Annotated in this window: 19 protein-coding genes; 9 read left to right on the top strand and 10 right to left on the bottom strand. The window is 75.4% G+C overall.

Features of this window, described 5'->3' with window-relative positions:
- Window positions 1-5: 5 nt before the first annotated feature.
- Complete coding sequence (locus tag ABZ493_RS07410; protein ID WP_430581533.1) at window positions 6-2,600, bottom strand: DEAD/DEAH box helicase; 2,595 nt, start codon at window positions 2,598-2,600, stop codon at window positions 6-8.
- 209 nt (window positions 2,601-2,809) lie between these two features.
- Here ABZ493_RS07410 and ABZ493_RS07405 point away from each other — a divergent pair, with 209 nt between their 5' ends.
- On the top strand, window positions 2,810-3,628 hold the full coding sequence (locus ABZ493_RS07405; protein ID WP_430581532.1) for an LPXTG cell wall anchor domain-containing protein: 819 nt from the start codon (window positions 2,810-2,812) through the stop codon (window positions 3,626-3,628).
- Between the two features lie 108 nt (window positions 3,629-3,736).
- Here ABZ493_RS07405 and ABZ493_RS07400 read toward each other — a convergent pair whose 3' ends face one another.
- The 3 genes from ABZ493_RS07400 to ABZ493_RS07390 are packed head-to-tail and all read right to left on the bottom strand — an operon-like array spanning window position 3,737 to window position 7,108.
- The gene (locus ABZ493_RS07400; RefSeq protein ID WP_430581531.1) at window positions 3,737-5,032 is read right to left on the bottom strand and encodes a M18 family aminopeptidase; all 1,296 of its coding nucleotides are present in this window, start codon (window positions 5,030-5,032) and stop codon (window positions 3,737-3,739) included.
- 28 nt (window positions 5,033-5,060) lie between these two features.
- Entirely contained in the window at window positions 5,061-6,491 is a 1,431-nt protein-coding gene (locus ABZ493_RS07395) for a hypothetical protein (protein WP_430581530.1), read from the bottom strand.
- Window positions 6,488-7,108 (bottom strand): sigma-70 family RNA polymerase sigma factor, encoded by a 621-nt coding sequence (locus tag ABZ493_RS07390; RefSeq protein ID WP_430581529.1) that lies wholly within the window; start codon window positions 7,106-7,108, stop codon window positions 6,488-6,490. Before ABZ493_RS07390 ends, ABZ493_RS07395 begins: the two co-directional genes overlap by 4 nt.
- A 213-nt stretch (window positions 7,109-7,321) precedes the next feature.
- On the opposite strand from ABZ493_RS07390, the gene ABZ493_RS07385 reads away from it, so the two are divergent.
- Window positions 7,322-9,607 (top strand): sodium-translocating pyrophosphatase, encoded by a 2,286-nt coding sequence (locus ABZ493_RS07385; protein WP_430581528.1) that lies wholly within the window; start codon window positions 7,322-7,324, stop codon window positions 9,605-9,607.
- 81 nt (window positions 9,608-9,688) lie between these two features.
- Here ABZ493_RS07385 and ABZ493_RS07380 read toward each other — a convergent pair whose 3' ends face one another.
- The gene (locus tag ABZ493_RS07380; RefSeq protein WP_430581527.1) at window positions 9,689-10,267 is read right to left on the bottom strand and encodes a DinB family protein; all 579 of its coding nucleotides are present in this window, start codon (window positions 10,265-10,267) and stop codon (window positions 9,689-9,691) included.
- A 194-nt stretch (window positions 10,268-10,461) separates the two neighbouring features.
- On the opposite strand from ABZ493_RS07380, the gene ABZ493_RS07375 reads away from it, so the two are divergent.
- Entirely contained in the window at window positions 10,462-13,116 is a 2,655-nt protein-coding gene (locus ABZ493_RS07375; protein ID WP_430581526.1) for a M14 family zinc carboxypeptidase, read from the top strand.
- Between the two features lie 51 nt (window positions 13,117-13,167).
- Here the strand turns inward: ABZ493_RS07375 and ABZ493_RS07370 are convergent, their stop codons facing one another.
- Both ABZ493_RS07370 and ABZ493_RS07365 read right to left on the bottom strand, forming a co-directional pair.
- Window positions 13,168-14,040 (bottom strand): hypothetical protein, encoded by an 873-nt coding sequence (locus tag ABZ493_RS07370; RefSeq protein WP_430581525.1) that lies wholly within the window; start codon window positions 14,038-14,040, stop codon window positions 13,168-13,170.
- Window positions 14,041-14,082: 42 nt separating this feature from the next.
- Window positions 14,083-14,625, bottom strand: coding sequence for a DinB family protein (locus tag ABZ493_RS07365; RefSeq protein WP_430581524.1), 543 nt, complete (start codon window positions 14,623-14,625; stop codon window positions 14,083-14,085).
- 99 nt (window positions 14,626-14,724) lie between these two features.
- Here ABZ493_RS07365 and ABZ493_RS07360 point away from each other — a divergent pair, with 99 nt between their 5' ends.
- Genes ABZ493_RS07360 through ABZ493_RS07350 form a run of 3 tightly spaced genes read left to right on the top strand, consistent with a single transcriptional unit; the run spans window position 14,725 to window position 17,574 of the window.
- Window positions 14,725-15,303: a hypothetical protein gene (locus tag ABZ493_RS07360; protein WP_430581523.1), complete on the top strand. Its 579-nt coding sequence runs from the start codon at window positions 14,725-14,727 to the stop codon at window positions 15,301-15,303.
- A gap of 43 nt (window positions 15,304-15,346) precedes the next feature.
- Window positions 15,347-15,931, top strand: coding sequence for a hypothetical protein (locus ABZ493_RS07355; RefSeq protein WP_430581522.1), 585 nt, complete (start codon window positions 15,347-15,349; stop codon window positions 15,929-15,931).
- Complete coding sequence (locus ABZ493_RS07350) at window positions 15,931-17,574, top strand: methyltransferase (RefSeq protein WP_430581521.1); 1,644 nt, start codon at window positions 15,931-15,933, stop codon at window positions 17,572-17,574. Before ABZ493_RS07355 ends, ABZ493_RS07350 begins: the two co-directional genes overlap by 1 nt.
- Window positions 17,575-17,594: 20 nt before the next feature.
- Here ABZ493_RS07350 and ABZ493_RS07345 read toward each other — a convergent pair whose 3' ends face one another.
- Window positions 17,595-18,362: an alpha/beta hydrolase gene (locus ABZ493_RS07345; protein WP_430581520.1), complete on the bottom strand. Its 768-nt coding sequence runs from the start codon at window positions 18,360-18,362 to the stop codon at window positions 17,595-17,597.
- 216 nt (window positions 18,363-18,578) lie between these two features.
- On the opposite strand from ABZ493_RS07345, the gene ABZ493_RS07340 reads away from it, so the two are divergent.
- The gene (locus ABZ493_RS07340) at window positions 18,579-19,097 is read left to right on the top strand and encodes a hypothetical protein (RefSeq protein ID WP_430581519.1); all 519 of its coding nucleotides are present in this window, start codon (window positions 18,579-18,581) and stop codon (window positions 19,095-19,097) included.
- A gap of 24 nt (window positions 19,098-19,121) precedes the next feature.
- Here the strand turns inward: ABZ493_RS07340 and ABZ493_RS07335 are convergent, their stop codons facing one another.
- A complete protein-coding gene (locus ABZ493_RS07335; protein WP_430581518.1) occupies window positions 19,122-20,546 on the bottom strand; it encodes a potassium transporter TrkG in 1,425 nt (474 codons plus the stop codon).
- A gap of 127 nt (window positions 20,547-20,673) precedes the next feature.
- On the opposite strand from ABZ493_RS07335, the gene ABZ493_RS07330 reads away from it, so the two are divergent.
- Window positions 20,674-21,801: a S1 family peptidase gene (locus tag ABZ493_RS07330; protein WP_430581517.1), complete on the top strand. Its 1,128-nt coding sequence runs from the start codon at window positions 20,674-20,676 to the stop codon at window positions 21,799-21,801.
- Between the two features lie 42 nt (window positions 21,802-21,843).
- Here ABZ493_RS07330 and ABZ493_RS07325 read toward each other — a convergent pair whose 3' ends face one another.
- Window positions 21,844-22,491, bottom strand: a complete 648-nt coding sequence (locus ABZ493_RS07325) for a TetR/AcrR family transcriptional regulator (RefSeq protein ID WP_430581516.1) — start codon at window positions 22,489-22,491, stop codon at window positions 21,844-21,846.
- 113 nt (window positions 22,492-22,604) lie between these two features.
- Here ABZ493_RS07325 and ABZ493_RS07320 point away from each other — a divergent pair, with 113 nt between their 5' ends.
- Window positions 22,605-25,214: a glycoside hydrolase family 3 C-terminal domain-containing protein gene (locus tag ABZ493_RS07320; protein WP_430581515.1), complete on the top strand. Its 2,610-nt coding sequence runs from the start codon at window positions 22,605-22,607 to the stop codon at window positions 25,212-25,214.
- Window positions 25,215-25,251 lie beyond the last annotated feature (37 nt).

Here is a 25,251-nt window from a genome sequence, read left to right as displayed (position 1 = left end):
GGTAGTCACCTCACGATGGTAGGTTCCGCCGGCGCGTGGCTCAGCACGGCACCCAACAAGCGCACGGCCGCGGACTTGTCGAGGGGCGCGTTGTCGCTGCCGCACTTGGGCGACTGCACGCACGCCGGGCAGCCCTCCGCGCAGGGGCACGCGGCGATCGCGTCGCGCGTGGCGCGCAGCCAGCGGGCACCCAGCTCGTACCCGCGCTCGGCGAAGCCGGCGCCGCCCGGGTACGCGTCGTACACGAACACCGTGGCCTCCCCGGTGTCGGGGTGCACCTCGGTGGACACGCCGCCCAGGTCCCAGCGGTCGCACGTCGCCAGCAGCGGCAGCAGCCCGATCGAGGCGTGCTCGGCCGCGTGCAGCGCCCCCGGCGTCTCGTCGGCGGACACGCCCGCGGCCCGCAGCACGAAGTCCGGCACCGACCACCAGACGGCGGTCGTGGCGAGCGTGCGCGACGGCAGGTCGAGCGGCTCCGTGCCGAGCACCTGCATGTCGGGCAGGCGGCGGCGCTGGAAGCTCACGACCTGGCTCGTCACCTCGACCGGCCCGAGACCCCAGCGGACCGGACCCCAGTCCCGGCCCTCGACGGGTCGGTGCCCGTCCTCGTCGATGGCGATCTCCATGACCTCGTGCGACCAGGTGCCGTGCTCCACGTCCCTGCGCACCACGAACGCCACGTGCTCGGCGAGGTCCAGGTGGTCGACGACGAACGTCGCGCCCTGGTGCACGTACACCGCTCCGTCGTGCACCTGCCCGTCCGCCGACCCGGCGTCGACGGTGCCGAGCAACCGCCCCGTCGTCGCCTCGACGACGCGCACGGGCCGCCCGCCCGTGCCGCGCAGGTCCGCCATCGCCGACGCCGGCTGCGCGTGCGTCCAGTACCAGCCGGACGGGCGACGCCGCAGCGCGCCGCGCGCGACGAGCACGTCGAGCACCTCGCGCACGGCCCGTGGGTCGCCGAAAGCGGCCAGGTCCTCGGCGCGCAGCGGCACCTCCTGCGCGGCGGCGCACAGCTGCGGCGCGAGCACGTGCGGGTTGGCAGGGTCGAAGACGGTGGCCTCGAGCGCGGCGTCGAACACCGCCTCGGGATGGGTCACGAGGTACGTGTCGAGCGGGTCCTCTCGGGCGACGAACGCGACCAGGCCCTCGGCGCCCGCGCGTCCGGCGCGCCCCGCCTGCTGCCAGAGGGACACGCGCGTGCCCGGCCAGCCGGCGACGAGCACGGCGTCCAGCCCAGAGATGTCGACGCCCAGCTCGAGCGCGTTGGTCGTCGCCAGCCCGCGCAGCTCGCCGGTGCGCAGCGCCTGCTCGAGCTCCCGGCGCTCCTCCGGCAGGTACCCGCCGCGGTAGCTCGCCACCCGGGACTCGAGCCCCGCGGCCACCGGGCGCAGGTGGTCGCGCGCCTGCTGCGCCACCGACTCCGCCCCGCGTCGCGACCGGGTGAACGCGAGCGTGCGCGCGCCGGAGGCCGTGAGGTCGGCGAGCAGGTCCGCCGTCTCCGCGGTCGCCGACCGCCGCGGGTGCTCGGCGGCGCCGCGCGTCGTGAGCACGGCCTCGGCCTCGTGCTCGGTGTGCGCCGGGTCGAGCGGGTCGGGCAGCGCCCACGGGTCGTCGTCGTGCGTGGGCGCGTCGCCGGTGGCCCGCGACCGGTCGAACGCGGCCACCTCCGGCGGCTGCCACAGCGCGAACGTGCGCCGTCCCGCCGGCGACGCGTCCGCCGTCACCGCGACGACCTCCTCGGGCGCCACCCCCACCAGCCGCGCCGTGCTCGCCGCGGGCTCCGCCGTCGTCGCGCTGGCCACCACGAACACCGGCGACCTGTCGGACCGTGAGCGCGCCCCGGTGAGCTGCGCGTCTGACACGTCGGGCGGTGCCTCGCGACGGTCGGACGCTGCGCTCACCCCGGTGAACTGCGTGTCCGACAGGGGGCGGTAGTGGGCGGCCAGCCGCGTGAGGCGCCGGAGCACGAGCGACACGTGCGCGCCGAAGACGCCGCGGTACGCGTGCCCCTCGTCGACGACGACGTACCGCAGCCCGCGCAGCAGCCGCGACCACCGCCGGTGGCCGGGCAGCAGCGAGAAGTGCAGGAAGTCGGGGTTCGTGAGCACCACGTCGGCGTGCTCGGTCACCCAGCGGCGCTCCTCCGTCGGGGTGTCGCCGTCGCAGGTCGCGACGCGGGGACGGGGGCCCGGCATCCCCGCGACCAGCCGCTCCAGGCCGGCGAGCTGGTCGGCCGCCAGCGCCTTGGTGGGGGACAGGTAGAGCACGGTGGCGGGCTCCGGTCCGCGCACCGCCGTGAGCGCGGGCAGCCAGAAGGCGAGCGACTTGCCCGACCCGGTCGACGTCGCTAGCGCGACGTGCCGCCCTGACCGGGCAGCGTCGGCGGCCTCGACCTGGTGCGCCCACGGGCGGTCCACGCCGAGCGCGCGGTAGCCGGCGACCACGCCCGGGTCCGCCCAGGCGGGCCAGTCGGAGGTCACCCCGGCGCGGGCCGGGAAGGTGCGCACGTGCGTGAGCCGGTCCGCCCGCGCCCCGTGCGCGGTGAGCACGTCGAGCAGCGGGTGCTGCTCGGCCTCGGGCGCGGGGGTGGCGGGCACGGGCGACAGTCTCGCACCGTGCCGTGAGCCCGAGGGCCGTGACTCCCGCGAGCAGCCGGCGCGGACAGCCATCCGGACATCCAGGTCGCATCATGAGAAAGCGGCACTTCGCGGGCATCGGAGACCCTAGGATCCGGTCGCGCCCGCATGCCGCCCCGTCCGGGGGCTGGCCCCGCGCTCCCCGACGCTGCGCCGACTAAGGACCCCTGATGCGCCATGCCACCGTGGCGGCGACCGCCGCCGCCCTTCTTCTGATCTCCGCCGCGCCCGCGATGGCAGGTGGCACCGAGGATGCGCCGCCCTACACGGTCACCACCGACGGGCTGAGGCTTCCCGACGGAGTCGCGTTCAGGGAGAGCGACGACGTGAATGTGGAGTTCACCGTCGACGGCCGGGAGATGCCCCACGTCAACGTCCACATCGAGAGCCAGAACAACGACCCTGACGCGTGGCTGATCGGCGAGTCCTTCCTTCCCTGGTCGTACGTGCTGCCCCATGCCGCGGAGGTCTGCGTGACCTGGGTTCAGGTACACGACTACAACGAGCACTTCGGTGCGGGTGGACAGGAGCGCGTCTGCACGACCGACGCCCCGGCCCCGACGCCCACGGCGCCGACACCCCCCGTGCCGACGCCGGAGGGGTCGGCGCCGCCCGAGCAGTCGGACGACCGAACAGCCCCTGAGGCGGCCACCGACGCCCCCGAAGAGTCCGGCGACGTGACCGATGCGCCCGCCGTGGATGAGGAGCAGCCGACGGCCGGTGCGGCCGACGTGGCCACCACGTCGGCCGACGACACGTCCTTGGATGCGGACGAGACGACCGTCGCAGGGGCGCCCGTCGAGCGCGCCGTCGTGGCGCAGGAGACCGTCGAGGCGGCAGCCCCGGCGGTCGAGGCCGCGACGCCGTCCGCCCCGGCCGACGAGCTGCCGCGCACGGGCGCGGCGGTGGCGGGACTGGCGGTCGCGGCCGCCGCGCTGCTCGGCGCGGGCGCGGCGCTGGTGCTCGTGCGCCGTCGACGCCGCGCCTGAGGCCCGGGCCGGGCGTGCCCGGCCGGCGCGAGGCACGCTGTGCTGGGCGCTGTTGAGGTGCTGTCCGACGCGGAACTGCACCAGGTCAGCGCCCACCAGGGGCGGTGGTCAGGCGGCGAGCACGGCCTGCATCGCGCGGGAGAGGTACCAGGGGTCGACGACGGCGGTGAGCTCCCGCGCGGAGTGCATCGACAGGATGGCGGCGCCGACGTCGACGACGCGGATGCCGAGGCGGGTCGCGGTGATCGGCCCCGTCGTGGAGCCGCAGGGCACCGTGTTGTTGGAGACGAACTCCTGGCTGGGCACTCCGGCCGCGGCGCACGCCGCCTGCCAGCGGGCGGCGCCGTGCGCGTCGGTCGCGTAGCGCTGGTTGGCGTTGATCTTGAGGATCGGTCCGCCGCCCGCGTGCGGGTGGTTCGCCGGGTCGTGCCGCTCGGGGTAGTTCGGGTGCACCGCGTGCCCGACGTCGGACGACACGCACAGGGAGGCCGCGAAGGCGCGCGCCCGCTCGTCCTCCGACGCGCCGAGCCCGGCCGACACGCGACGCAGCACGTCCTCCAGGAACGGGCCCGCCGCGCCCGAGCGCGACCCGGACCCGATCTCCTCGTGGTCGAACGCGGCGACGACGCCGATCCCGGCGAGGTCCTCGGGGGCGACGGCGAGCAGCGCCGTGATCGCCGCGTGCGTCGAGAGCTGGTTGTCCAGGCGCGGCGACGCCCACAGCGCCTCGCCGATACCGAACGCGCGCGGTGGCTGCGTCTCGGCGAGCACGACGTCGTACCCGAGGACGTCCGCCGCCTCGACGGCGTCCCCGGCCGCGGCGGCGAGCTCCGCCAGCACGTCGGCCTGCGACACGTCTCCCAGCCCGACGACGGGCTGCGTGTGCCGCTGCTTGTCGAGCGTCAGCCCCTCGTTCGCGGAGCGGTCGAGGTGGATGGCGAGCTGCGGGATGCGCGCGATCGGCCCGGTGCGCACCAGGTGCTCCGTCCCGTCCGACGTCACCAGCCGCCCGGCGAGCTCCACCTCGCGGTCCAGCCACGAGTTGAGCAGCGGCCCGCCGTACACCTCGACCCCGGCCTGCACCCAGCCGTCCCGGCCGGTCGTTGGCTTCGGCTTGAGCTTGAACCCGGTGGAGTCGGTGTGCGTGCCCAGGATCGTGTACGGCGTCGTCGCACCCGCCGACGGCGGCACGGCGACGGCGATCACCGAGCCGTCACGCACGACGACGTAGCGCCCGCCCGGCACGACGTCCCACGCGGCCGTCTCGTCCAGCCGCACGTAGCCGGCGGCCTCCGCGCGGCGGGCCACCTCCAGGGCGGCGTGGTACGACGACGGCGAGGCGGAGACGAACGCCCCCAGGTCCTCGGTGTGGGCGCGGGCTGCTGCGGGGACGGCGTCGGGCATGACCGTCATCCTCCCACGCGGCATGTCGTCAGTCGCCGCGCGGCGGCCCCAGGTACCCGTCGACGAGCTGCATCCAGCTGCCGTCGTCGCGGATCACGACCCGCCAGCCCTCGTAGCCGCCCAGCCCGGCCTCGCGCATCTCCTCCGACTCCTGCACGGTGATCGCGCCCGCGTCGACGGCGTCCTGCCAGTCCTCGGCCGTCGCCGAGCATCCGCCGGGGTACATGCGCGGCCACGAGTACGCCCGCTCGACGCCGGCGTCGCCCTCGGCCTCGGCCTCGATCACACAGGGCGTGGTCCCACCGAGCAGCCGCGCGAGGATCGCGTACACGTCCTCGTCCGCCTCGGCGCCGGGCAGCCCGAGCAGCTCCTGCGGAGACCGCCCGCCCCAGTTGAGGTCGTCGCGGCCGGCCTCCTCGGCCAGCGCGACCAGGGTGTTGTCGTCGCACTCCAGGGCGGCGTTCAGCAGCGTGGCCGCGGTGCTGCGGGCCGGTTCGTCCACCTCGGAGAGGTCCGGCACCCCGGCGTCGATCTCGGCGGCCGAGCAGTCGTCGCTCCCGAGGACACCGCGGTCACGGTGAGGCACGTGCGCGCCGTCCGCGTCGACGTCGACGTCGATCCACGACGGCGAGGCCACCACGGTGGCGCGGGTGAAGTCGTCCGACCACGCCACGCCGTAGGCCCGCACCTGGTACCGACCGTCGGGCAGCGGGTGCGGGAACGCGGTGCGGCCCTCCGCCCGGCCGTCCGGGGCGCAGGTCGTCGTCGGGGAGTCGGTGGCGGCGCGCTCCAGGGGTCCGGCGACGAGGTCCACCGGGGTCTCGGTCTGGTCGGTGCCCAGGTCGACCACCTGCCCGTCCTGGGCCCACACCAGCGTGGGGCCCAGGAGGACGGCGTCCGCCGGAACCGTCTCGTCGACCCGGGTCGTCGTCGTGATCGAGATCGTGCTCGCCGCGTACCCGTCGCCCAGCGCCGCCCCGCCGAGGTCGTCGCCGCTGGGGACGAGGATCATGCGGTAGGTGTCGCCGCCCTGCGGCGCGACGTCCTCGGCCGGCATGCCGCACGTCAGCCCGGTGCCCTCGAGCCAGCCCGGCTGGTACCCGGGCTGGATCAGGTCGGCGGCGCGCGTACCGCCCGTCGCCTGCGCGTCGTCGGTGCCGGACGGCGTCCCCGACGGCGTCGGCGTCGGGCTGTTCGCCGGCCCGGGCAGCGGCTGCGGCGCGTCGGGGAGCAGCGCGGCGCCGCCCAGCACCAGCCCGGCGGCGACGGCGAGCGTCATGGCGCCGATGCCGGCCTGCTTCACCGTCCGGCGGCGGCGCACGCGCCGCCGCACCGAGCCCAGCGCGCCGTCGAGGGTCGACGCCGCGGCGCCGGCGCCGGCCAGGGCGTCGAGCCCGCGGCGCAGCGCCTCGTCGGTGCGCGCGTCCGCCCAGTCGTCCCGCGCGTGGTGCGTGCTCATCGTCCTGCCCTCCGTCCGGCCGTCGTGGTCGTGGTGACGTCCGTGCCGCCGCGGCCCGCGGGGCCGGCGGCACGCAGGACGTCGTCGTCGGGCACCCGCAGCACGTCGCGGAGCGTGGCCGTCGCGTCCGCGAGGTACCGCTTGACCGTGCCCTGGGCGAGCCCGAGCGCGTCGGCCACCTGCGGCACCGTGAGGTCCTCGAAGTACCGCAGGACGACGCAGGCCCGCTCGCGCGGAGCCAGGCGCCCGAGCGCGGCGGCGACGTCGGCCCGCGCCGTCGCGCCCGAGGCCGCGCCGCGCACGCGGTCGTCGGTGGCCACCAGCGGGCGCGCCGCCACCCAGCGCTTGGTGCGCCGGTGCTCGTCGAGGAAGAGCGTGAGGATCGCGCGCCGCACGTACGCCTCGCTCGTCCCTCCGCCGTCGAGCGGGTGCACCTCCGGCCCGCCTCGCGCGTCCGGGGCGGGCCCGCGGCGCAGCCGCGCGAACACCTTGACCAGGGCGTCCTGCACCAGGTCCTCCGCGAGCCGTTGGTCCCCGCAGAGCACGTAGGCGTACCCGACCAGGGCGCGGCCCCGTGCTCGCGCGAGCTCGGCGAGCTCGTCCTCCCAGCGACTCATCGTCGATCCACCAGTCCCTCCCGTGCCGTCCTCACCCGCTGGGACGGCTGGGGGACGGGAAACGTTGGGGTCAGGATTCCACGGTGGTTCGTGACGGCCGTCACATGTGGGTAGACTCCCCGGCATCCCGCCGTCAACGGCGACGGCGGGACCTTACCGACGGGTGGTCACCGCCGACCCCGTCGGGTCGAGGACGCACGTCAAGGAGGACGGATGCTCACGTTCGGGTCCAGCAGCGTCGTGATCGTCGTGGTGATCGGGGTGATCGGTCTGGCCGCGCTCCTGTGCGCGATCGCGCTGCGCAGACAGGTGCTCGCCGCCCCCGAGGGGACGTCCGGCATGCAGGAGATCGGGCGCGGCGTCCAGGAGGGGGCGTCCGCCTACCTCAACCGCCAGTTCCGCACCCTCGCGATCTTCGCCGTCGTGGTGTTCGCCCTGCTGTTCCTGCTGCCGGGCGACGGCGGGGTCCGGGTGGGCCGCTCGATCGCGTTCCTCGTCGGCGCCGGGTTCTCGGCGGCCATCGGGTACCTGGGCATGTGGCTCGCGGTGCGCGCCAACGTGCGGGTGGCGGCGGCGTCGACCCGCCCCGACGGGCGCGCCGAGGGCGCTCGGATCGCCTTCCGCACCGGCGGCGTGGTCGGCATGTCCGTGGTGGGTCTGGGTCTGCTGGGGGCTGCGCTCGTCGTGCTCGTGTACCGCACCGAGGCACCCGCCGTGCTGGAGGGCTTCGGCTTCGGGGCCGCGCTGCTGGCCATGTTCATGCGGGTCGGCGGCGGCATCTTCACCAAGGCGGCCGACGTCGGCGCCGACCTGGTCGGCAAGGTCGAGCAGGGCATCCCCGAGGACGACCCGCGCAACGCCGCCACCATCGCGGACAACGTGGGCGACAACGTCGGCGACTGCGCCGGCATGGCCGCCGACCTGTTCGAGTCCTACGCCGTGACCCTGGTCGCCGCCCTCATCCTCGGCAAGGCCGTCATGGGGGAGCAGGGCCTGGTCTTCCCCCTGATCGTGACGGCCGTAGGCGCGTTCGTCGCGCTGCTGGGCGTGCTCGTCACCCGCGTGCGGGGCAGCGAGAACGGCCTCAAGGCCATCAACCGCGGCTTCTACCTGTCAGCCGTCGTCGGGGCCCTGCTCGCGGCCGTCGCCGCCTTCGTCTACCTGCCGTCGTCGTTCGCCGAGCTCTCCGGCACCGCCGACCTGGGCGAGATCACCGCGGACCCGCGCGTCGTCGCCTCCCTGGCCGTCATCATCGGCGTCGTCCTCGCGGGCGTCATCCTGTGGATCACCGGCTACTTCACGGGTACGACGTCGAAGCCCACGCTGCACGTCGCGGCGACGTCGCGCACCGGCGCGGCCACGGTCGTGCTGTCCGGCATCGGGGTCGGCTTCGAGTCCGCCGTGTACACGGCGGGCGTGATCGCCGCCGCGATCTGCGGCGTCTTCCTGCTCGCCGGCGGGTCGCTCTGGCTGTCGCTCTTCCTCGTGGCGCTCGCGGGCTGCGGCCTGCTCACCACGGTGGGCGTCATCGTCGCGATGGACACCTTCGGCCCGGTGAGCGACAACGCGCAGGGCATCGCCGAGATGTCCGGCGACGTCGACGAGGAGGCCGCGCAGATCCTCACGGACCTCGACGCGGTGGGCAACACGACGAAGGCCATCACCAAGGGCATCGCCATCGCGACGGCGGTGCTCGCCGCGACGGCGCTGTTCGGCTCGTACGCCGACGCCGTCTCGACGGCCCTGGCGGACGTCGCGGAGCGGGGCGCCGGGCTGGTCCCGGCCATGCTGAGCTTCGACATCGTGTCGCCGGTGACGCTCGTGGGCGTGATCCTCGGTGCCGCCACCGTGTTCCTGTTCTCCGGCCTCGCCATCGACGCCGTGACCCGCGCGGCCGGCGCGATCGTGTTCGAGGTGCGGCGCCAGTTTCGCGAGCACCCCGGGATCATGACGTACGAGGAGCGGCCCGAGTACGGCCGCGTCGTGGACATCTGCACCCGCGACTCGTTGCGCGAGCTCGCCACCCCCGGCCTGCTCGCGGCGTTCGCGCCCATCGCGGTCGGCTTCGGCCTCGGCGTCGGGCCGCTCGCGGGCTTCCTCGGCGGGGCGATCGGTGCGGGCGTCCTCATGGCCGTCTTCCTCGCCAACTCGGGCGGCGCCTGGGACAACGCGAAGAAGATCGTCGAGGACGGCGCCTACGGGGGCAAGGGCTCCGAGGCGCACGCCGCCACCGTCATCGGCGACACCGTCGGCGACCCGTTCAAGGACACTGCCGGCCCCGCGATCAACCCGCTCATCAAGGTCATGAACCTGGTGTCGGTGCTCATCGCGCCCGCCGTGGTCATGCTGAGCGTGCCGGCCGACGCGAACCAGGCGGTGCGCATCGCCATCGCGGTCGTCGCGGCGGGCATCGCCTTCGGCGCGGTCATCATGTCCCGCCTCCGCGCGGCGCGCGTGGACCGTGAGCAGGCGGAGGAGACGGCGAGCGTCCCCGCCTGACGGACCACCTCGAACCACGGGAGAAGCTCGGGCCGGGCCGCCACGTCGCGGCCCGGCCCGAGCTTCTCCGGCGCGAAGGGGTTACTGACCGGTACGACCGTCGATGCACTCGCGCAGCAGGTCGGCGTGCCCGGCGTGCCGGGCGTACTCCTCGACGAGGTGCTCGAGGATGTCGCGCACGGTCGAGGTGGTGCCGTCGAACGGGACGACCCGCCCCATGTCCTCGTCGGTCTGGGTCGCGAGCCAGTCGTCGGCGGCCGCCGTCTCGCGCCGCCAGGTGGCCCACGCCTCCGCGACGACGTCCGGGTCCGCGACGGCGCCGTCGAAGTCCCAGTCCGGGCCGCCGTCGGCGACGTAGAGCTTCGGCAGGTCCATCGCGCCCTGGAGCACGCGGCGGGACCAGGAGTGCTCCACCTTCGCCAGGTGCCGCAGCAGACCCAGCAGGGACAGGGTCGACGGCGGCACGGAGCGGCGCGCGAGCTGCTCGGCGTCGAGCCCTTCGCACTTCATCTCGAACGTGGCGCGGTAGGACCGCAGGTAGGACCAGTGGGTCTGCAGCTCGCCGACCGGGTCGGCCCACTGCTGGCGGGGGTCCTCCTCGGGGTCCACCCACAGGTCGGGGAACCGGCGTGCCTCGGGCGCGGGGGCGGGATCAGTCATGGCGACATCCGACCCCGTCGGGCGAGACGCGCGCAAGCGGATAGTCCCCGTCGCCCGGCGTCGCCCGGTGAACATCGTGTTTCCGGCCGTGCCGACGCCCCCGGGTCACGACATGCTGGACCGGGGCCGGCGCTCGGCGTCGGCGCCCGGGCGGGACGACGGGGTCCACGCCGACGACGACGAGAAGGAGACCCATGAAGCTCCCACGCACCGTCGCGGTGCTCGGCACCCTCACCCTCCTGGCGACGACGCTCGTCGGCACCGCCGCCGCCGACGATCGCCCGGACCGCCCGGGCCGTGGCCCCGAGCGGGACGTACCCGCCGCGGGTGCGGCGTCGTTCGCCGAGCTCGCGCGCACGGCGCAGCGCTCGGGGCCCGGCCACGGCCACGGCGGCGGGACGACGAGCGGCGCGATCGACATGCCCCGCGCCTACCCGTCCCAGCCCGACCTGACCGTGTACCCGCCGGAGGACGACGACGCGACCGACCTCAACGGCACGATCAGCTACGCCGAGATCGCCCCGCGGCTGACGACCCTCATGGCCTCGAGCGACCGCGTCTCGACCCAGGTGGTGGGCCGCTCCACGGCGGGCCGAGACCTGTACCTGGTGACCGTGACGGCGCCGGAGTCCCGCCGCGAGACGGCGCAGCAGACCCGCTGGCGGGAGGAGATCCGCACCTCCCCGGAGCGGGCCGCGGCCGACCGCCGCCTCGCCGAGGGCTACAAGACGCCGCTGTGGATCAGCGCCAACATCCACGGCAACGAGTGGGAGGGCACCGACGCCGCGATGCAGGTCATCGACGACCTGGCGACGTCGGACGACGCGGCCACCGCGGCCCTGCTCGAGGACCACCGGCTGTACTTCTCGCTGACGCTCAACCCCGACGGTCGCACCCTCGGCACCCGGGCGACGAGCCTGAGCCTCGACGCCAACCGCGACATGATCACCGGGGCGACGCCGGAGTCGCGGTCCTTCGTCGCGACGGCGCAGGCGCTCCAACCGCTATACGCGGCGGACTTCCACGGGTACACCGACGTGCTGCAGGTGGAGCCGTGCGGCCCGCCGCACGGCGAGAACTACGAGTACGACCTGTTCATCCCGCACGGGTACGCGATCGCGCGCCAGGTGGAGGACGACGTGGTCGCGGCAGAGATCCCCGGGAACACCTACTACGACCCGGCCACGGACGAGGCGGTCGACGAGAACACCGGCTTCATCAAGATCCCGTACCGCGACACGCCGTCCGGGTGGGACGACTACCCGCCGGTCTTCACCGCCCAGTACGCGGCCTTCCACGGTGCCACGACCAGCACCGTCGAGCTGCCGAAGGGCCGCACCGGCCCGGCCACCACGCCCGAGGACGCCGCCATCAACACGGCGGTGGCGGAGCGGACGATGACGTCGATGATCGACTACGTGGCCGGGCACGACGACGCCATGCTGGCCGACCAGGTCGAGGCGTTCCGGCGGGGTGTGGCGGGCGAGCCGAAGGACGCCCTGACGGTCGACGACGTGGCGGCCGTGCCGGGGCCGGACGAGTGGAAGGAGCACTGGGACGTGGTCGACGACCAGGACCCGGTCGACCTGCCGCGCGCCTACGTGATCCCGGTCGGCGACGGGCAGCGCTCCGCCGCCGACGCCGAGGCGCTGGTGGACCAGCTCCTGTTCCACGGCGTGGAGGTGGGCACGCTGGCGCGCAGCACCCGCGTCGGCGGCACGACGTACCCGCGCGGGTCGTTCGTCGTCGACCTGCACCAGCCGCTGCGCGGCCTGGCGAACGCCCTGCTCGACCTGGGCACCGACATCTCGGCGAAGGTGCCGTCGATGTACGACATCTCGGCGTGGAGCCTGTCGTCCCTGTGGGGCGCGACGGTCGACAGCGTCGGGTCGACCACGGACCGGCCGGTCGGGACGGTGGTGCCGCTGCGCGACGAGCCGTCGGACGCGAAGGTGCCGCACGGGGCGCGCCACGTCGCGTTCGACGTCGCGGGGGTCGAGGACTACCGCGCGCTCAACGCGCTGCTGGAGGAGGACGTCCCGGTCTGGCTCCTGGACGACGGGCGCGCCGTCGTCGGGCGCGGGGACGGCCGGACCGTCCGCGAGGTCGGGCGCGAGCACGACGTCCCGTTCGAGGCTGCGACCCGGCAGGAGCTGCGCCGGCTCGACGAGGCGGCGGAGCTCGACGACCTCACGGTCGCGTACGCCGGCACCCAGGACGACCTGCTGTCCCTGACCGAGCTCGGCTTCGACGACCTGGTCCGGGTGACGGCCGGCGGCATCGAGGCCGGCGCGGCCACCGGGACGACGGGGCTCGAGGACGCCGACGTCCTGTGGGTCGGGTCGTCGCTGACGCTGCCGGCCGGCAGCGCGGGCCGGGCGGCCGTGCAGGGCTGGGTGGACGACGGCGGCTCGGTCGTGGGCCGCACGGCGGCCGCGTTCGCCGTCGCCGAGACGTACGGGCTCGTGGAGGGCTCGGCGGTCACGGGCAACCGGTCGGGCAACGGGATCGTCGCCGTCGACACCGCCGGTTCGTCGTTCCTGTCCGCGCACCCGCAGGACCAGGCGTTCGTCTACCCGGCGACCTGGTTCACCGACCTCGGCGAGAGCACCACGGCCGAGCAGTCCTACGACGCGGACCGGCCGTTCCTCGCCGGCCACTGGGCGCCGTCGGACGCGGGGTCCGGCGGCCCCGACGCGGCGGCAGGCCAGGCGGCCGTGGTCTCGGGCGAGGCGGAGTCCGGCGCGCGGGCCGTCGTCTTCGGCACGTCGGTGTTCTTCCGCACCCACCCGAAGGGCGGTCTGGGACAGGCCGCCCAGGCCCTCTTCTGGGCGACCTCCGGCGACTGACCCGCACCTGCCGCCCGGGCCGACGCCCGGGCGGCGGGACCGGGCCGGGGATCAGGCCGCGCGGCCGCGGCGCAGCACGCCGGCCGCGACCCCCGCACCGACTCCCACCGCCGCCGCGATCCCGAACGCCCACCACAGCTGGGTGCGCAGCGGCACCAGCAGGGCCTCGACGGTGTCGTCCAGCACCTGGCGTCCCGCCTCGCCGACGTCGAGCCCGGCGAAGCCCGCCTGGACGGCCTCTGGCAGCAGCACGAGTAGCACCAGCATCGCGACGGCGGTCAGCGCCCCCGTGACGGCGACCGTGCGCAGGCGCCGGCCCGGCCGGGCGGCGAGGGCCGCCAGCACGGCGAGCAGCACCGTCGCCGGCAGCGCCCACGGCGTCCACCGGTCCAGGGCGGCGACGGCCGACTGGGCGGTGGCGAGGTCGTCCGACGCGTACAGGACGACGTCGGCACCGGTCGTCGCGAAGCCCTCGGGGACGGGCAGCCCGCGGTCGCGCAGCGCCTGCCCGATCGACTCCAGGAACGGGTCGAGCGGGAGCGTCACCACGCCCTCGGCGGCGTCGACGACGTCGCTCTCGTCGCGCAGCACCGTCATCGTCGCGGCATGACCCTGCCGCGTGGCCTCCTCCCAGGCGGGCGGAAAGGCCTCGGACCGCACGAAGACGTCGGCCACCTCGCCGATCACCGGCCGGAGCACGCCGGCGAGCACGCCCGAGTCGATCTGCTCGACCACGGTGCCGGTCAGGGCCTCCGCGACCGCGTCCTGCGTGGTGATCTCGTCCGCCAGCGGCGCGGTCGCGGCGACGTAGGCGTCCGTGTCCAGCAGCGTGCCCTCGGCGTACCGCGCGGGGACCGTGACCACCGCCGCCAGCACCGCGAGCAGGACCAGGACGCCGCTGAGGAAGCTCCGCACACCCGCCATGGTCGGCACGCTACGCGGCCGCGGGCGGGGCCACAGCGCGGGCTACAGCCCGGTGCGCCCGTCGAGGCACTCGCGCAGCAGGTCCACGTGGCCCATGTGCCGGGCGTACTCCTCGAGCACGTGCAGCAGCACGTCGCGCGCCTCGACGGTGCCGCCGTCGTAGGGCACCTCGCGGCCGAGGTCCTCGCCGGCGAAGCAGTCGTCGGCGACCTCGACGGCGCGGTGCCAGGCGTCCCACGCCTCCTCGACGCAGGTCACGTCCGGGAGGGCGCCGTCGAAGTCGACGTCCGGGTAGCCGGGCAGCTCGAACGGGCCGCGCTCGTCACGGCCCTGGAGCACGCGGCGGAACCAGTGGTGCTCGACGTTCGCGAGGTGCCGGACGAGCCCGAGCAGCGAGAGGGTCGACGGCGGCACGGCGCGGCGCGCGAGCTGGGAGGCGTCGAGGCCCTCGCACTTCATGACCAGCGTCATGCGGTAGCGGCAGAGATATTCCCAGAGGGTCTCCTTCTCGCCGACCGGGTCGACGCCCGTCGCTCGCGGGTCGTTCTCGGGATGCACCCACAGGCCGGGCGTGGTAAAGGTCACGCGCGTAATCTGGCCGAACGCCCGCCACGGGTCAAGCGGCGCCCTCCCACCTGCGGTGACGTTCCGCCGCCGCGGCCTCTCCCGGTAGCCTTCGGCAGCATGAGGGCCAGCACGAGACGCGTCGCCGGCGCGTCGCGCGGCCTGGTCGGTCGCCTGAGGCGACCGGTTCGGGGGCCTTGGCGACGTCGCTCGTCGCTCGCCGCGGCGGGTGCGGTCGCGCTGCTCCTGGGCCTCGGCGTCGGCGTGGCGTCCGGTTTCGTGTGGGAGGCGGGCGCTCCCGCGGAGGTTGTCCTCGCGGCGGGCCCGCCCGACGAGTGCCCGGTGGTGCAGGCCGCGTGGTCGCGGTCGGCGAGCCTGCAGGTCGGGATGACGGCCGACGACCCGGCCACCCTGGAGCGCGGCTTCGTCGGGGCCCGCGACGCGCTCACCGAGGTGCGGCCGCCCGCCGAGGTGCGGGACGACTGGATCACCGTCGCGACCTACGTCGGCGCGGTCGCCGACGAGATCGAGGCGGCCGACGAGGGCGAGGTCGCGGCCGCCGTCGCCGGGGCTCTCGCCGGGCTGGACACCGAGGCGATGACGGCGGCGTCGAACCGTGTCACGACCTTCCTCAAGGCCGACTGCGGCGTCGCCGACACCCCGGACGAGGAGAGCGCCCCGGACGCGCCCGCCGACTGAGCGGGGATTTCCGCGGGCGGGGGAGGTGACGCACCATAGGGGGATGCGCCGCGCCCGCCTCCTGCCCCGCCACCTCCCGGTCGTCGTCGTGGGGATGCTCGTGACGGGGACCGCGCTGGCCGGCTGCGGGCAGGCCGACGGCGGCGAGGAGCCGGTGGTGCAGCCCGCGCCCGCGGTCTCGATCCCGGGCGACCTCGCGATGGGGGTCGAGGGCGAGCCCAGCCGGTCCAAGGACTCCGGGTCGGACTCCGCGCCATCACCCGACCCGAGCGCGGACGACGGCGGCCTCGACACCGAGACGTGCGCCGGCCTCCAGCAGGCGTGGTCCACGACCAACCGTGCGCTCGTCGACCTGAGCCCCGAGCACCCGCGCTCCCTCGTGCAGAGCTTCCGCACCGCGGACAAGGCGATGGCGGACGCCGAGCCGCCCGAGGACGTGGCGGAGCCGTGGGACACGATGGCCGGCTACCTGGACAGTGTGGCGACCGCGTTCGAGGACGTCGACGAGGACGACGCGGACGCGGTGAGCTCCGCGATGGCGGGGGCGATCACGGCCGACGACACGGCCGACGCCACGGCGGCCGCCAAGGACATCACGTCGTTCGTCGCGACCGGGTGCGCGGGCTGATGACCACGGGCGGCTCCGCCTCGTCATCTGCCTCGACACCTGCCTCGACGCCGGTGCCCGGTGCGGCCGGGCACGCCGCCCCCCTGGTGCACGCGCTGCGGTCGGGCCTGACGGCGGCGGGCTACACCGTCGACGGCGTCGGCGAGGCGCTGGGCGACGTCGCGTCGGCGGCGCTGCACCGCGAGCAGACCGTGCCCGCGCGCCGCGCCCTCGCGGACGTCGCGGCCGCGCACGAACCGCGCGCCGTGCTGGCGCGCCTCTTCTTGCTCGGCGACGAGGTGCCACGGACGGCGCTCGACCGGGCACTGCCCGACCTCGGCACGGCGGGCGCCGCCCGCCTGGGCCTCGTGGCCGCCGCCGGCGAGGCGGACGACGACGCGGTGCGCGCCGTCGTCGACCTGCGCCCGTACGCCGCCGTCGACGCCGGCGGCGAGGCGTCGTGGTGGCTGTCGAGCGACCTGGCCGAGCTGGCGACCGGCGGGCGCCTCGCGACCGACCACGTGCTCGGCGCGGGCGGCGCCTCCACGACGCTGGCGCAGGTCACGTCCCGCACGCCGGTCGGCCGCGTGCTCGACCTCGGCACCGGCTGCGGCATCCAGGCGCTGCACGCCGCGCGGCACGCCCGGCACGTCGTCGCCACCGACCTCTCGCGACGGGCCCTGGGCTTCGCGCGGTTCAACCTCGCCCTCAACACCCCGGCGCAGGGGGTCGGCGTCGAGCTGCGGCACGGTTCCATGCTCGAACCGGTGGCGGGGGAGCGCTTCGACCTCGTGGTCTCCAACCCGCCGTTCGTCATCACCCCGCACACGGGCGCCGCGGGCGCCGCCGTCGCGGACGCGCTGGGCGACTACGAGTACCGCGACGGCGGCCGCTCCGGCGACGACCTGGTGCGCGACCTGGTGCGCGACGTCGGCGGCGTGCTCGCGCCGGGCGGCGTCGCGCAGCTGCTGGGCAACTGGGAGCACCGGCGCGGTGAGCCGTGGCAGGAGCGCGTGGGCGCGTGGCTCGACGAGGCCGGCCTGGACGGCTGGGTGATCCAGCGCGAGGTGCTCGACCCGGCCGAGTACGCGGAGACGTGGATCCGCGACGGCGGCACCACCGGCGAGCGCGAGCCCGGCGCGTGGGCCGCCGCCTACGGCGCGTGGCTGGACGACTTCGCCTCGCGCGACGTCGAGGCCGTCGGATTCGGCATCGTCACCCTCCGCCGCCCGACGGACGGCGCGCGCCCGACGCTGCGGCGCCTCGAGGAGCACACGGGGTCCGTGCACCAGCCCCTCGGGGCGCACGTCGCGGCGTCGCTCGCGGCACACGACTGGCTCGAGGCCCGCGACGACGCGGCCCTGGCCCAGGCCCACCTCGTGGTCGCGGACGACGTCACCGAGGAGCGGTTCCACACGCCCGGCCTGGCGGACCCGAACGTGGTCGTGGTGCGGCAGGGCGACGGGCTGGGCCGCGGGGTGCACGCCTCCACGGGCCTGGCCGCGTTCGTCGGGGTGTGCGACGGCGAGCTCGCCGTCGGGCAGATCGTCGGCGCGCTCGGCGCGCTGCTCGACCTCTCCGCCGAGGACCTGCGCGCCGAGCTGCTGCCCGCCGTCCGCGGCCTCGTGCGCGACGGCTTCCTGCGCCCGGCCACGGCGGGCTGACGGCTACCGCGGCCTGACGGCTACCGCGGGCCGAGGTACGGGTCGGCCCACGCGCTGACGATCCGGGCGGCGCGCTGCGCCTGCCCGGGCGCGGTGAGCAGGTGGTCGCTGCCCTCGAGCGCCACGAAGCTGCGGGGGTGCCGCGCGGCCGCGAAGATCTGGCTGGCGTTCTCGATGCCCACGACGCGGTCGGTGGGCGAGTGCATGATCAGCAGCGGCAGTCCGAGGTCGGCGATGCGATGGTCGAGGTCGGCGTCGCGGACGTCCTCGACCATCCCCCGCTTGAGGTTGAGGCGCTTGCCGCCCACCTGCCACACGGCGTTCCCCTCGGCGAGCACCTGGTCGACCAGGTCGTCGTACTGGTGCTCGGCGTGGCTGGGGTCGAACGGCGCGCACACGGAGGCGACGGCGCGCGCGCCCGCCTCCTGCGCCGCGGCGATGACGGCGGCCCCGCCCCAGGAGTGCCCGACGAGGAGCGCCGGCGGTTCGCCGTGGGTGAGGTGCTCGGCCATGAACCGCGCGGCGAGCACCGTGTCGGCGACCTTGACGGTGAACGAGCCGTCGCCCCAGTCGCCCTCCGAGTCGCCGAGCCCGAGGTTGTCGAACCGCAGCATCCCGATGCCCTCGGCGGCGAGCTGCTTGCAAATGCGCGCCGCGGCCGGGGAGTCCTTGCCGAGCGTGAACCCGTGCGCGAACAGGCCCCAGCCGCGCACCTCGCCCTCGGGGCGGTCGACGATGCCCGCGAGCCGCGGCCCTGTGCTGCTCGCGAACGTCACTCGTTCGGCCATCGGTGCGTCCTCCTCGTGCGTGGGCAGATCCGCCGGGTCGCCGGCGTCAGCGTGCGGCACGAGTGTGTCATCGCCTGTCAGCGGCACTGTCACCGGCACTGTCATCGGCACCGTCACCGGCACCATCACGTCGCCCGGCGTGACCGGCGCCACATGGGGACCTCTGCCCTGCGGACGGGGGCGCGCGAACGCGTCCGGTCGTCCACCATGGTGACCATGCGCAACCGACTGACGACCACCCGTGCCGCCGCCGTGGCCGCCGCCGCCCTGCTCTCCCTCGGCCTCGCCGCGTGCAGCGGGTCGGGCGACTCGGGCTCCGGCGAGACCACGCCCGCCGCCGAGGAGCAGGCGCCCGAGGAGAGCCCCGCCGAGGAGGAGGCGCCGGCCGAGGAGGCCGCCGGCGACGACGTGTGCGGCGCCGTCCAGGCCATCACCGAGGCGTCCTCCGCGATGGGCGACGTCGACCCCGCCGACCTGCAGCCCACGGTCGACAAGCTCGAGGAGCTCACCACCACGCTCGAGAGCGTCGACGAGCCGCCCGCGGAGATCGCGGACGACTGGGAGGCGCTCACGACGTCGTTCCGCACCGCGACGGACGGCCTGGCCGCCGCCGCCGAGGACCCCACGGACGCCGAGGCGATGACCCAGCTGCAGGACGCGATGTCCGCGATGACCGGCTCCGAGTTCCAGGAGTCCGCGCAGGCCGTCGGTACGTACGCCGGCACCAACTGCTGACACGCTCCGAGCACGGGGCGGTCGTCAGCCGATGACGACGGCCGCCTCCGGACGTCGGTAGAGGCGCTGCCGGTCGCGCATCGCGAGGCCCGTGCCGAGCGTGATGGGGCCGAGCCGGCCGAGGAACATCAGCGCCACGAGCACGAGCTGGTGCCAGGGCTGCATGTCCGCGGTGATGCCCGTGGACAGGCCGGTGGTGCTGAACGCCGAGATCACCTCGTACAGCACCTGGTCCAGCGTGAACAGGCTGGTGGAGAGCGTGATCGCGAGGGTGGGCAGCACCACGGCGGCGACCCCGACGAGCGCGACGGTGAGCGCCTGCCGCTGGGTGGCGGGGGTGAGGCGCCGGTCCCAGAGGGTGGCGTCGGGGTCGCCGCGCAGCTCGGACCAGATCGCGACGGCGAGCACGGCGAACGTCGTCACCTTGATGCCGCCGGCGGTGCCGCCCGACCCGGCGCCGATGAACATGAGCATGTCGGTGAAGAACCACGTGCCGTTGTTGGCCTGCGACAGGTCCACGGAGTTGAAGCCCGCCGTGCGCGGCATCACCGCCTGCGTGAACGCGGCCAGCACCTTCGCGGGCGGGTCGAGCGGGCCGAACGTGCCGGGGTTGCGCCACTCGGCCGCGAGGAAGAACAGCGTGCCCACCACGAGCAGCACCGCCGTCATCAGCACGGTGAGCCGCGTGTGCACGCTCCAGCGCGACAGCCGGGCGAGGTCGGTCGGCCCCTCCTCGGTGCGGCGGATGCGGTGCAGGCGCCACAGCTCGAGCAGCACGGGGAAGCCGAGGCCGCCGATGATGATCGCGGCGCAGATGGGCAGGCACACCCAGGGGTCGGCGACGAACGGCACGAGGTTCTGGCTGTAGATCGAGAAGCCCGCGTTGTTGAACGCCGACACGGCGTGGAAGACGCCCGACCAGACGGCGTGGCCGAGCGGCTCGTCGTAGGCGGCGGCGAACCGCGCCGTGAGCAGCGCGGCGACCACCAACTCGGTGACGACGGTGAACCGCAGCACCCCCAGCAGCACCCGCCGCACGTCGCCCATGCCGACAGAGCGCGTCGACTCGGTCGCCACCAGGCGGGTGCTGAGCCCCAGGCGCCGGGTGAGCAGCAGGCCGAGCAGCGAGGCGAGCGTCATGACGCCGAACCCGCCCACCTGGATGAGCAGCAGGATGACGGCCTGCCCGAACGGCGTCCAGAAGTGCTCGGTGTCGACGACGGCGAGCCCGGTCACGCAGGTCGCGGACGTCGCCGTGAAGAGCGCCTCGACGAAGCTCGCGTTCCTCCCCGCGGCGCTGATCGGCAGGCTCAGCAGGGCCGTCCCCGCCGCGATCGTCGCGAGGAACGCGAGGGTGACGACCTGAGCCGGGCGACGGCGCAGGCTCGCGGGCGAGGTGGGGGAGGTCGCGGGCACCCGGTGCGGGCGCAGCCACGGGATCGGGCGCACGAAGGATCAGTGTGCACCCGGCCGGGCGCACATGGGGGGCTGGGCGCGCCCTGGCCGCGCGCTGACCACCCCCGTAGCGTGTGGTGCGCCGGGCAACCGTCCGGTACCTGACGGAAGGAATTCTCCGATGAGACGCACGACCTTCAGGACGATGGCCGCCGCGGCCGCCGGGCTCACGCTCGCGGCGACCGCGGCGACGGCCCAGGCCGCCGGCCCGAGCCCCGACGACGACGTCGCGGGCGCGGAGCGATATCCGGCCGGGCTCCTGCAGGCCATGACGGACGACCTCGGCGTGTCGCGGGAGCGCGCCGTCGAACGGCTCGACTTCCAGGACGACGCCGCGGACGCGCAGGAGCGGCTGCGGGAGGCGTTCGGCGACGACTTCGCCGGCGCGTGGCTCGACCCCGAGCGCGACCGCCTGTACGTCGCCACGACGGGCGACGGGTCCGCCGCCGCCCGCGCCGCGGGCGCGCGCACCGTCGACGCCCGCTACTCGCTGGACCAGCTCGAGGGCTGGGCGCAGTCGCTGGACGGCGCCGCCGGGGGCGGCGTGACCGGCTGGCACGTGGACCTGCGGGACAACGCGCTCGTGGTGGAGGCGCTCGACGGCGCCGCCGACGACGCGCGCGCCGCGCTCGCCGAGGCAGGCGTGCCCGACGGGGCGGCCACCGTCACGACCACCGCCGAGCGGCCGCGCGTGCTCGACGACGTCGTCGGCGGCAACGCGTTCTACATCAACGGGGCATCGCGCTGCTCGGTGGGCTTCGCCGTCACCGACGGGTTCGTCACCGCGGGGCACTGCGGCGCCGCGGGCGACCCGACCGTGCAGCCGACGGGCGAGTTCGCCGGGTCGAGCTTCCCCGGCGACGACTACGCGTACGTGCAGGTGGACGCGGGCAGCACGCCGGTGGGCGCCGTGAACGACTGGTCCGGCGGCCAGGTCGCCGTCGCGGGCGCCGAGCCCGCACCCGTGGGGGCGCAGGTGTGCCGCTCCGGCTCCACGACGGGCTGGCACTGCGGCACGGTCGAGGCGCTCGACGTGTCCGTCTCGTACTCCGAGGGCACGGTCGACGGGCTCATCCGCACCGACGTGTGCGCGGAGCCGGGCGACTCCGGCGGCTCGCTGCTGGCCGGCGACCAGGCGCAGGGCGTGACCTCCGGCGGGTCCGGGGACTGCACCTCGGGCGGCACGACGTTCTTCCAGCCGGTGGGCGAGATCCTCGACGCCTACGGCCTCACCCTGGTGACCGGCTGACCGCCGCGAGATAGAGAACCCCTGAGCGCGCTCAGGGGTTCTCTATCTCGCGGGGACGACGCGCGGGGTTTCCGGGCCGGCCAGCGCGGCGGCGAGGATCGCCTCGATGGCGAACGCGGTGTCCTCGGCGAGGCCGACGGCGTCGGGGTCCAGGAGCCACTGCACCTGCAGGCCGTCCATGACGCCGATGACGGCGCTCGCGGCCCGCCGTGCCTGCGGGTCGCCGAGCTCCGTCCCGCGCTCCCGGGCCACCTGCTGCACGGCGGCGGCGATCTCGCCGCGCAGCACGGTGAAGCGCTCGGTGACCCAGGCGGCCGCCGGGTGGCCGTCGGTGACGGACTCGCCCGTGAGCACCGCGTACGCCTGCACGATGCCGCGCCGCTCGGCATTGATCCGCGCCGTGGTCATGAGGTGGCGGAACAGGTCGAGGCCGCCGGGGATGTGCTGGCCCTCGAGGTGCTCGACGTCGACCCGGTCGCGGTACTCGAGCACGGCCCAGAGCAGCTTGTCCTTGCTGCCGAAGTGGTGCAGCACCCCCGCGTGCGTGATGCCCACCTGCTCGGCGACGTCCACCAGCGAGCCCGCGTGGTAGCCCTTCGAGCCGAACACGCGCGTCGCCGCGGCGAGGATCTCCTCGCGCCGCTCGGCCTTCGAGGGGCGGGTCCGTCGCGGGGCGCTGCCGTCTGCCATGGCGTCACCATACTGTGACCTTGCGCTACTTACTTACCTGTCAGTAACTGTGCTTCACTGTCGCCAGTCGACGCCGACGAGGTGCGCCGACCGGGACGAAGGAGTGCCACCGCGTGTCATCGCAGACCGCAGTCACGAGCAGCGCCGATGCCCCCGTGCACGGGGCGGCCCGCGCCGGGGGCACCCGCGCCGAGCGCGAGATCGAGGACGTCCTCGGTCGCCTGGACGTGGAGCAGAAGGTCGCCCTGGTCGTGGGAGCCTCCATGTGGACGACGACGGCCGTGGCGGCCGTCGGCCTCGAGCCCGTCGTCCTGTCCGACGGACCGGTCGGCGTGCGCGACCCGCACGGCCGCGGCACCTCCGCGATGCTGCCCGCACCGTCGGCGCTCGCGGCCACCTGGGACCTCGACCTCGCGCGCCGGGCCGGGGAGCTCTTCGCGGCCGAGGCGCGGCGGCACGGCGTCGACGTCGTCCTGGCGCCGCAGGTCAACCTCCAGCGCACCCCCGTGGGCGGGCGGCACTTCGAGTGCTACGCCGAGGACCCGCACCTCACGGCGGAGGTCGCCGTCGCCCTCGTCGGCGCGGCGCAGGAGCGCGGCGTGGGGATGTGCGTGAAGCACTACGTGGCCAACGACTCCGAGACCGACCGGACCCGCTATCTCGCGCGGGTCGACGAGCGGACGCTGCGCGAGGTGTACCTCGCGCCGTTCGAGCGGCTCGTCGCCGCGGGCGCGTGGAGCGTCATGGGTGCGTACAGCGGCGTCGACGACGGCACCGTCGCGGCGCCGGCCCTGGAGCACCGGCCGCTGCTCACCGGCGTGCTCAAGGAGGAGTGGGGCTTCGACGGGCTCGTCGTGAGCGACTGGGTGGCCACGCAGTCCGTGGCGCCGGCCGTCCGCGGCGGCCTCGACCTCCAGATGCCCGGGCCGGACGGGCCGTGGGGCGACGGGCTGCTGGATGCCGTCCGGTCGGGGGCGGTGGCGGTCGCCGACCTCGACGACAAGGTGCGGCGGCTGCTGCGGCTCGCGCACCGCGTCGGGCGGCTCGCGCTGCCGGGCGACGACGGTGCGGCCCTGACCGCCCCGGCCGTGGACCCCGCACCGCTGCTGCGCGAGCTCGTCGCGCGCTCCGTCGTCGTGCTCAAGGACGACGACGGGCTCGTCCCGCTCGTCGGCGGACCCGACCGCGGCCCTCTGCGCGTGGCCCTCCTCGGCGCGCACGCGGTGGAGCCGTTCTTCCAGGGCGGGGGCTCGTCGTTCGTCGTGCCCGACCGCCTCGCGCACCCGGCCGACGCGCTGCGCGAGGCGCTCCCGGCGGGCTCCGTCGTGGACGTCGTCGCCGGCTCGCGCGTGCTGCGCAACCCGCCCGCGCTGGACCCGGCGCGCTGCACCGACCCCGTCACGGGCGCGCTCGGCCTCCGCGTCGAGTGGGTGGGTGCCGACGGCGGCGTGCGCCGCGTCGAGACCCGCACCGCCTGGGACGGCTGGTGCGCCGACGTCGGCCCCGACGACGTCACCCTGCGCCTCACCGCGCGGGTGCGCACGGACGAGCCGGGCAGCCACGAGCTCGGCGTGGGCACGGTCGGCGTGCACCGCGTCACGGTGGACGGACGGCTCGCGTCGACCGGCGACGTCGTCGCCCGCGAGGACGTCATCCTCGCCTCCGGGCACAACCACCCGATCGCCGCGACCCTCGACGTCGCGGGCGGGCCGGACGGCGCGCTGCTGGTGGCCGAGCTCCAGGTGGTGCACCCCGTCGGCTACGACCGGTTCGTGCGCGGCGCGCTGGTGCACCGCCTGCCCGGGCCGTCGGCCGAGGACGAGCTCGAGGCCGCGGTCGCGGCCGCGCGGGCCGCCGACGCCGCCGTCGTGGTGGTCGGCACCACGCACGAGGTCGAGTCCGAGGGGTATGACCGCGCCGACCTGGAGCTGCCGGGGAACCAGGACGAGCTGGTGCGCCGCGTCCTCGCCGCCAACCCCCGCACCGTCGTCGTGGTCAACGCGGGCGCCCCGGTGCTGCTGCCCTGGTACGGGGACGCCCCCGCCGTGCTCTGGGGCTGGCTCCCCGGCCAGGAGGCCGGCACGGGCTGGGCGGACGTGCTCACCGGCGTCACCGAGCCGTCCGGCCGCCTCCCGTGGACGCTGCCCGCCCGGGCCGGCGACGTGCCCGTCCCGCACGCGATCCCCGCGGACGGCGTCGTCGACTACGCCGAAGGGCTCGACGTCGGCTACCGCGCCTGGGAGCGCCGGCTCGACGTCGGCTCCGGATCGTGCGCCGGCCCCGCGCCGGCCGCGCCCTTCGGGCACGGGCTGGGCTGGACGACGTGGGCCTACGAGTCCGCGGAGCTCCGCACCGGCACCGACCACGTCGTCCTGCGCGTCACGGTCCGCAACACCGGTGCCCGGCCGGGCCGCGAGGTCGTGCAGGTCTACGTGGCCCCGCCCGCGGGCACGGCCGCGACCGACCCAGCGCGCCCCGTGCGCTGGCTCGGCGGCTTCGCCGTCGTCGACGCGGCGCCGGGGGAGCAGGCCGTCGCCGAGGTGCGCGTGCCCCGCCGCACCCTCCAGACGTGGGACGCCGCCGCCGGCGGCTGGACCACCCCGCCCGGCACCTACCGGCTCACCGCGAGCCGGTCGGTGCGCGACCCGCGGCTCACCGTCGACCTCACCGTCGACCTCGCTGTCGACGTCGAGCCCGACAGCCCAGCACTGACCCAGCACTGACCATCCAGCACTGACCATCACCCAGCGCCCCGCGCCC

Origin of the sequence: Isoptericola sp. NPDC019482 (assembly GCF_040632295.1) — a bacterium.
In the GTDB taxonomy this organism is placed as follows: domain Bacteria; phylum Actinomycetota; class Actinomycetes; order Actinomycetales; family Cellulomonadaceae; genus Isoptericola.
The sequence above is the reverse complement of the archived record's forward strand: the minus strand, read 5'-3'. Positions and strand labels throughout refer to the sequence as shown.

Excerpts from the sequence above, each read along its gene's own strand:
- ABZ493_RS07400 (WP_430581531.1), bottom strand. The coding sequence starts at position 5,032 with ATGCCCGACGCCGTCCCCGCAGCAGCCCGCGCCCACACCGAGGACCTG.
- ABZ493_RS07355 (WP_430581522.1), top strand. The coding sequence starts at position 15,347 with ATGCGCCGCGCCCGCCTCCTGCCCCGCCACCTCCCGGTCGTCGTCGTG.
- ABZ493_RS07380 (WP_430581527.1), bottom strand. The coding sequence starts at position 10,267 with ATGACTGATCCCGCCCCCGCGCCCGAGGCACGCCGGTTCCCCGACCTG.
- ABZ493_RS07350 (WP_430581521.1), top strand. The coding sequence starts at position 15,931 with ATGACCACGGGCGGCTCCGCCTCGTCATCTGCCTCGACACCTGCCTCG.
- ABZ493_RS07405 (WP_430581532.1), top strand. The coding sequence starts at position 2,810 with ATGCGCCATGCCACCGTGGCGGCGACCGCCGCCGCCCTTCTTCTGATC.
- ABZ493_RS07360 (WP_430581523.1), top strand. The coding sequence starts at position 14,725 with ATGAGGGCCAGCACGAGACGCGTCGCCGGCGCGTCGCGCGGCCTGGTC.
- ABZ493_RS07325 (WP_430581516.1), bottom strand. The coding sequence starts at position 22,491 with ATGGCAGACGGCAGCGCCCCGCGACGGACCCGCCCCTCGAAGGCCGAG.
- ABZ493_RS07390 (WP_430581529.1), bottom strand. The coding sequence starts at position 7,108 with ATGAGTCGCTGGGAGGACGAGCTCGCCGAGCTCGCGCGAGCACGGGGC.
- ABZ493_RS07395 (WP_430581530.1), bottom strand. The coding sequence starts at position 6,491 with ATGAGCACGCACCACGCGCGGGACGACTGGGCGGACGCGCGCACCGAC.
- ABZ493_RS07385 (WP_430581528.1), top strand. The coding sequence starts at position 7,322 with ATGCTCACGTTCGGGTCCAGCAGCGTCGTGATCGTCGTGGTGATCGGG.
- ABZ493_RS07330 (WP_430581517.1), top strand. The coding sequence starts at position 20,674 with ATGAGACGCACGACCTTCAGGACGATGGCCGCCGCGGCCGCCGGGCTC.
- ABZ493_RS07375 (WP_430581526.1), top strand. The coding sequence starts at position 10,462 with ATGAAGCTCCCACGCACCGTCGCGGTGCTCGGCACCCTCACCCTCCTG.
- ABZ493_RS07340 (WP_430581519.1), top strand. The coding sequence starts at position 18,579 with ATGCGCAACCGACTGACGACCACCCGTGCCGCCGCCGTGGCCGCCGCC.
- ABZ493_RS07345 (WP_430581520.1), bottom strand. The coding sequence starts at position 18,362 with ATGGCCGAACGAGTGACGTTCGCGAGCAGCACAGGGCCGCGGCTCGCG.
- ABZ493_RS07370 (WP_430581525.1), bottom strand. The coding sequence starts at position 14,040 with ATGGCGGGTGTGCGGAGCTTCCTCAGCGGCGTCCTGGTCCTGCTCGCG.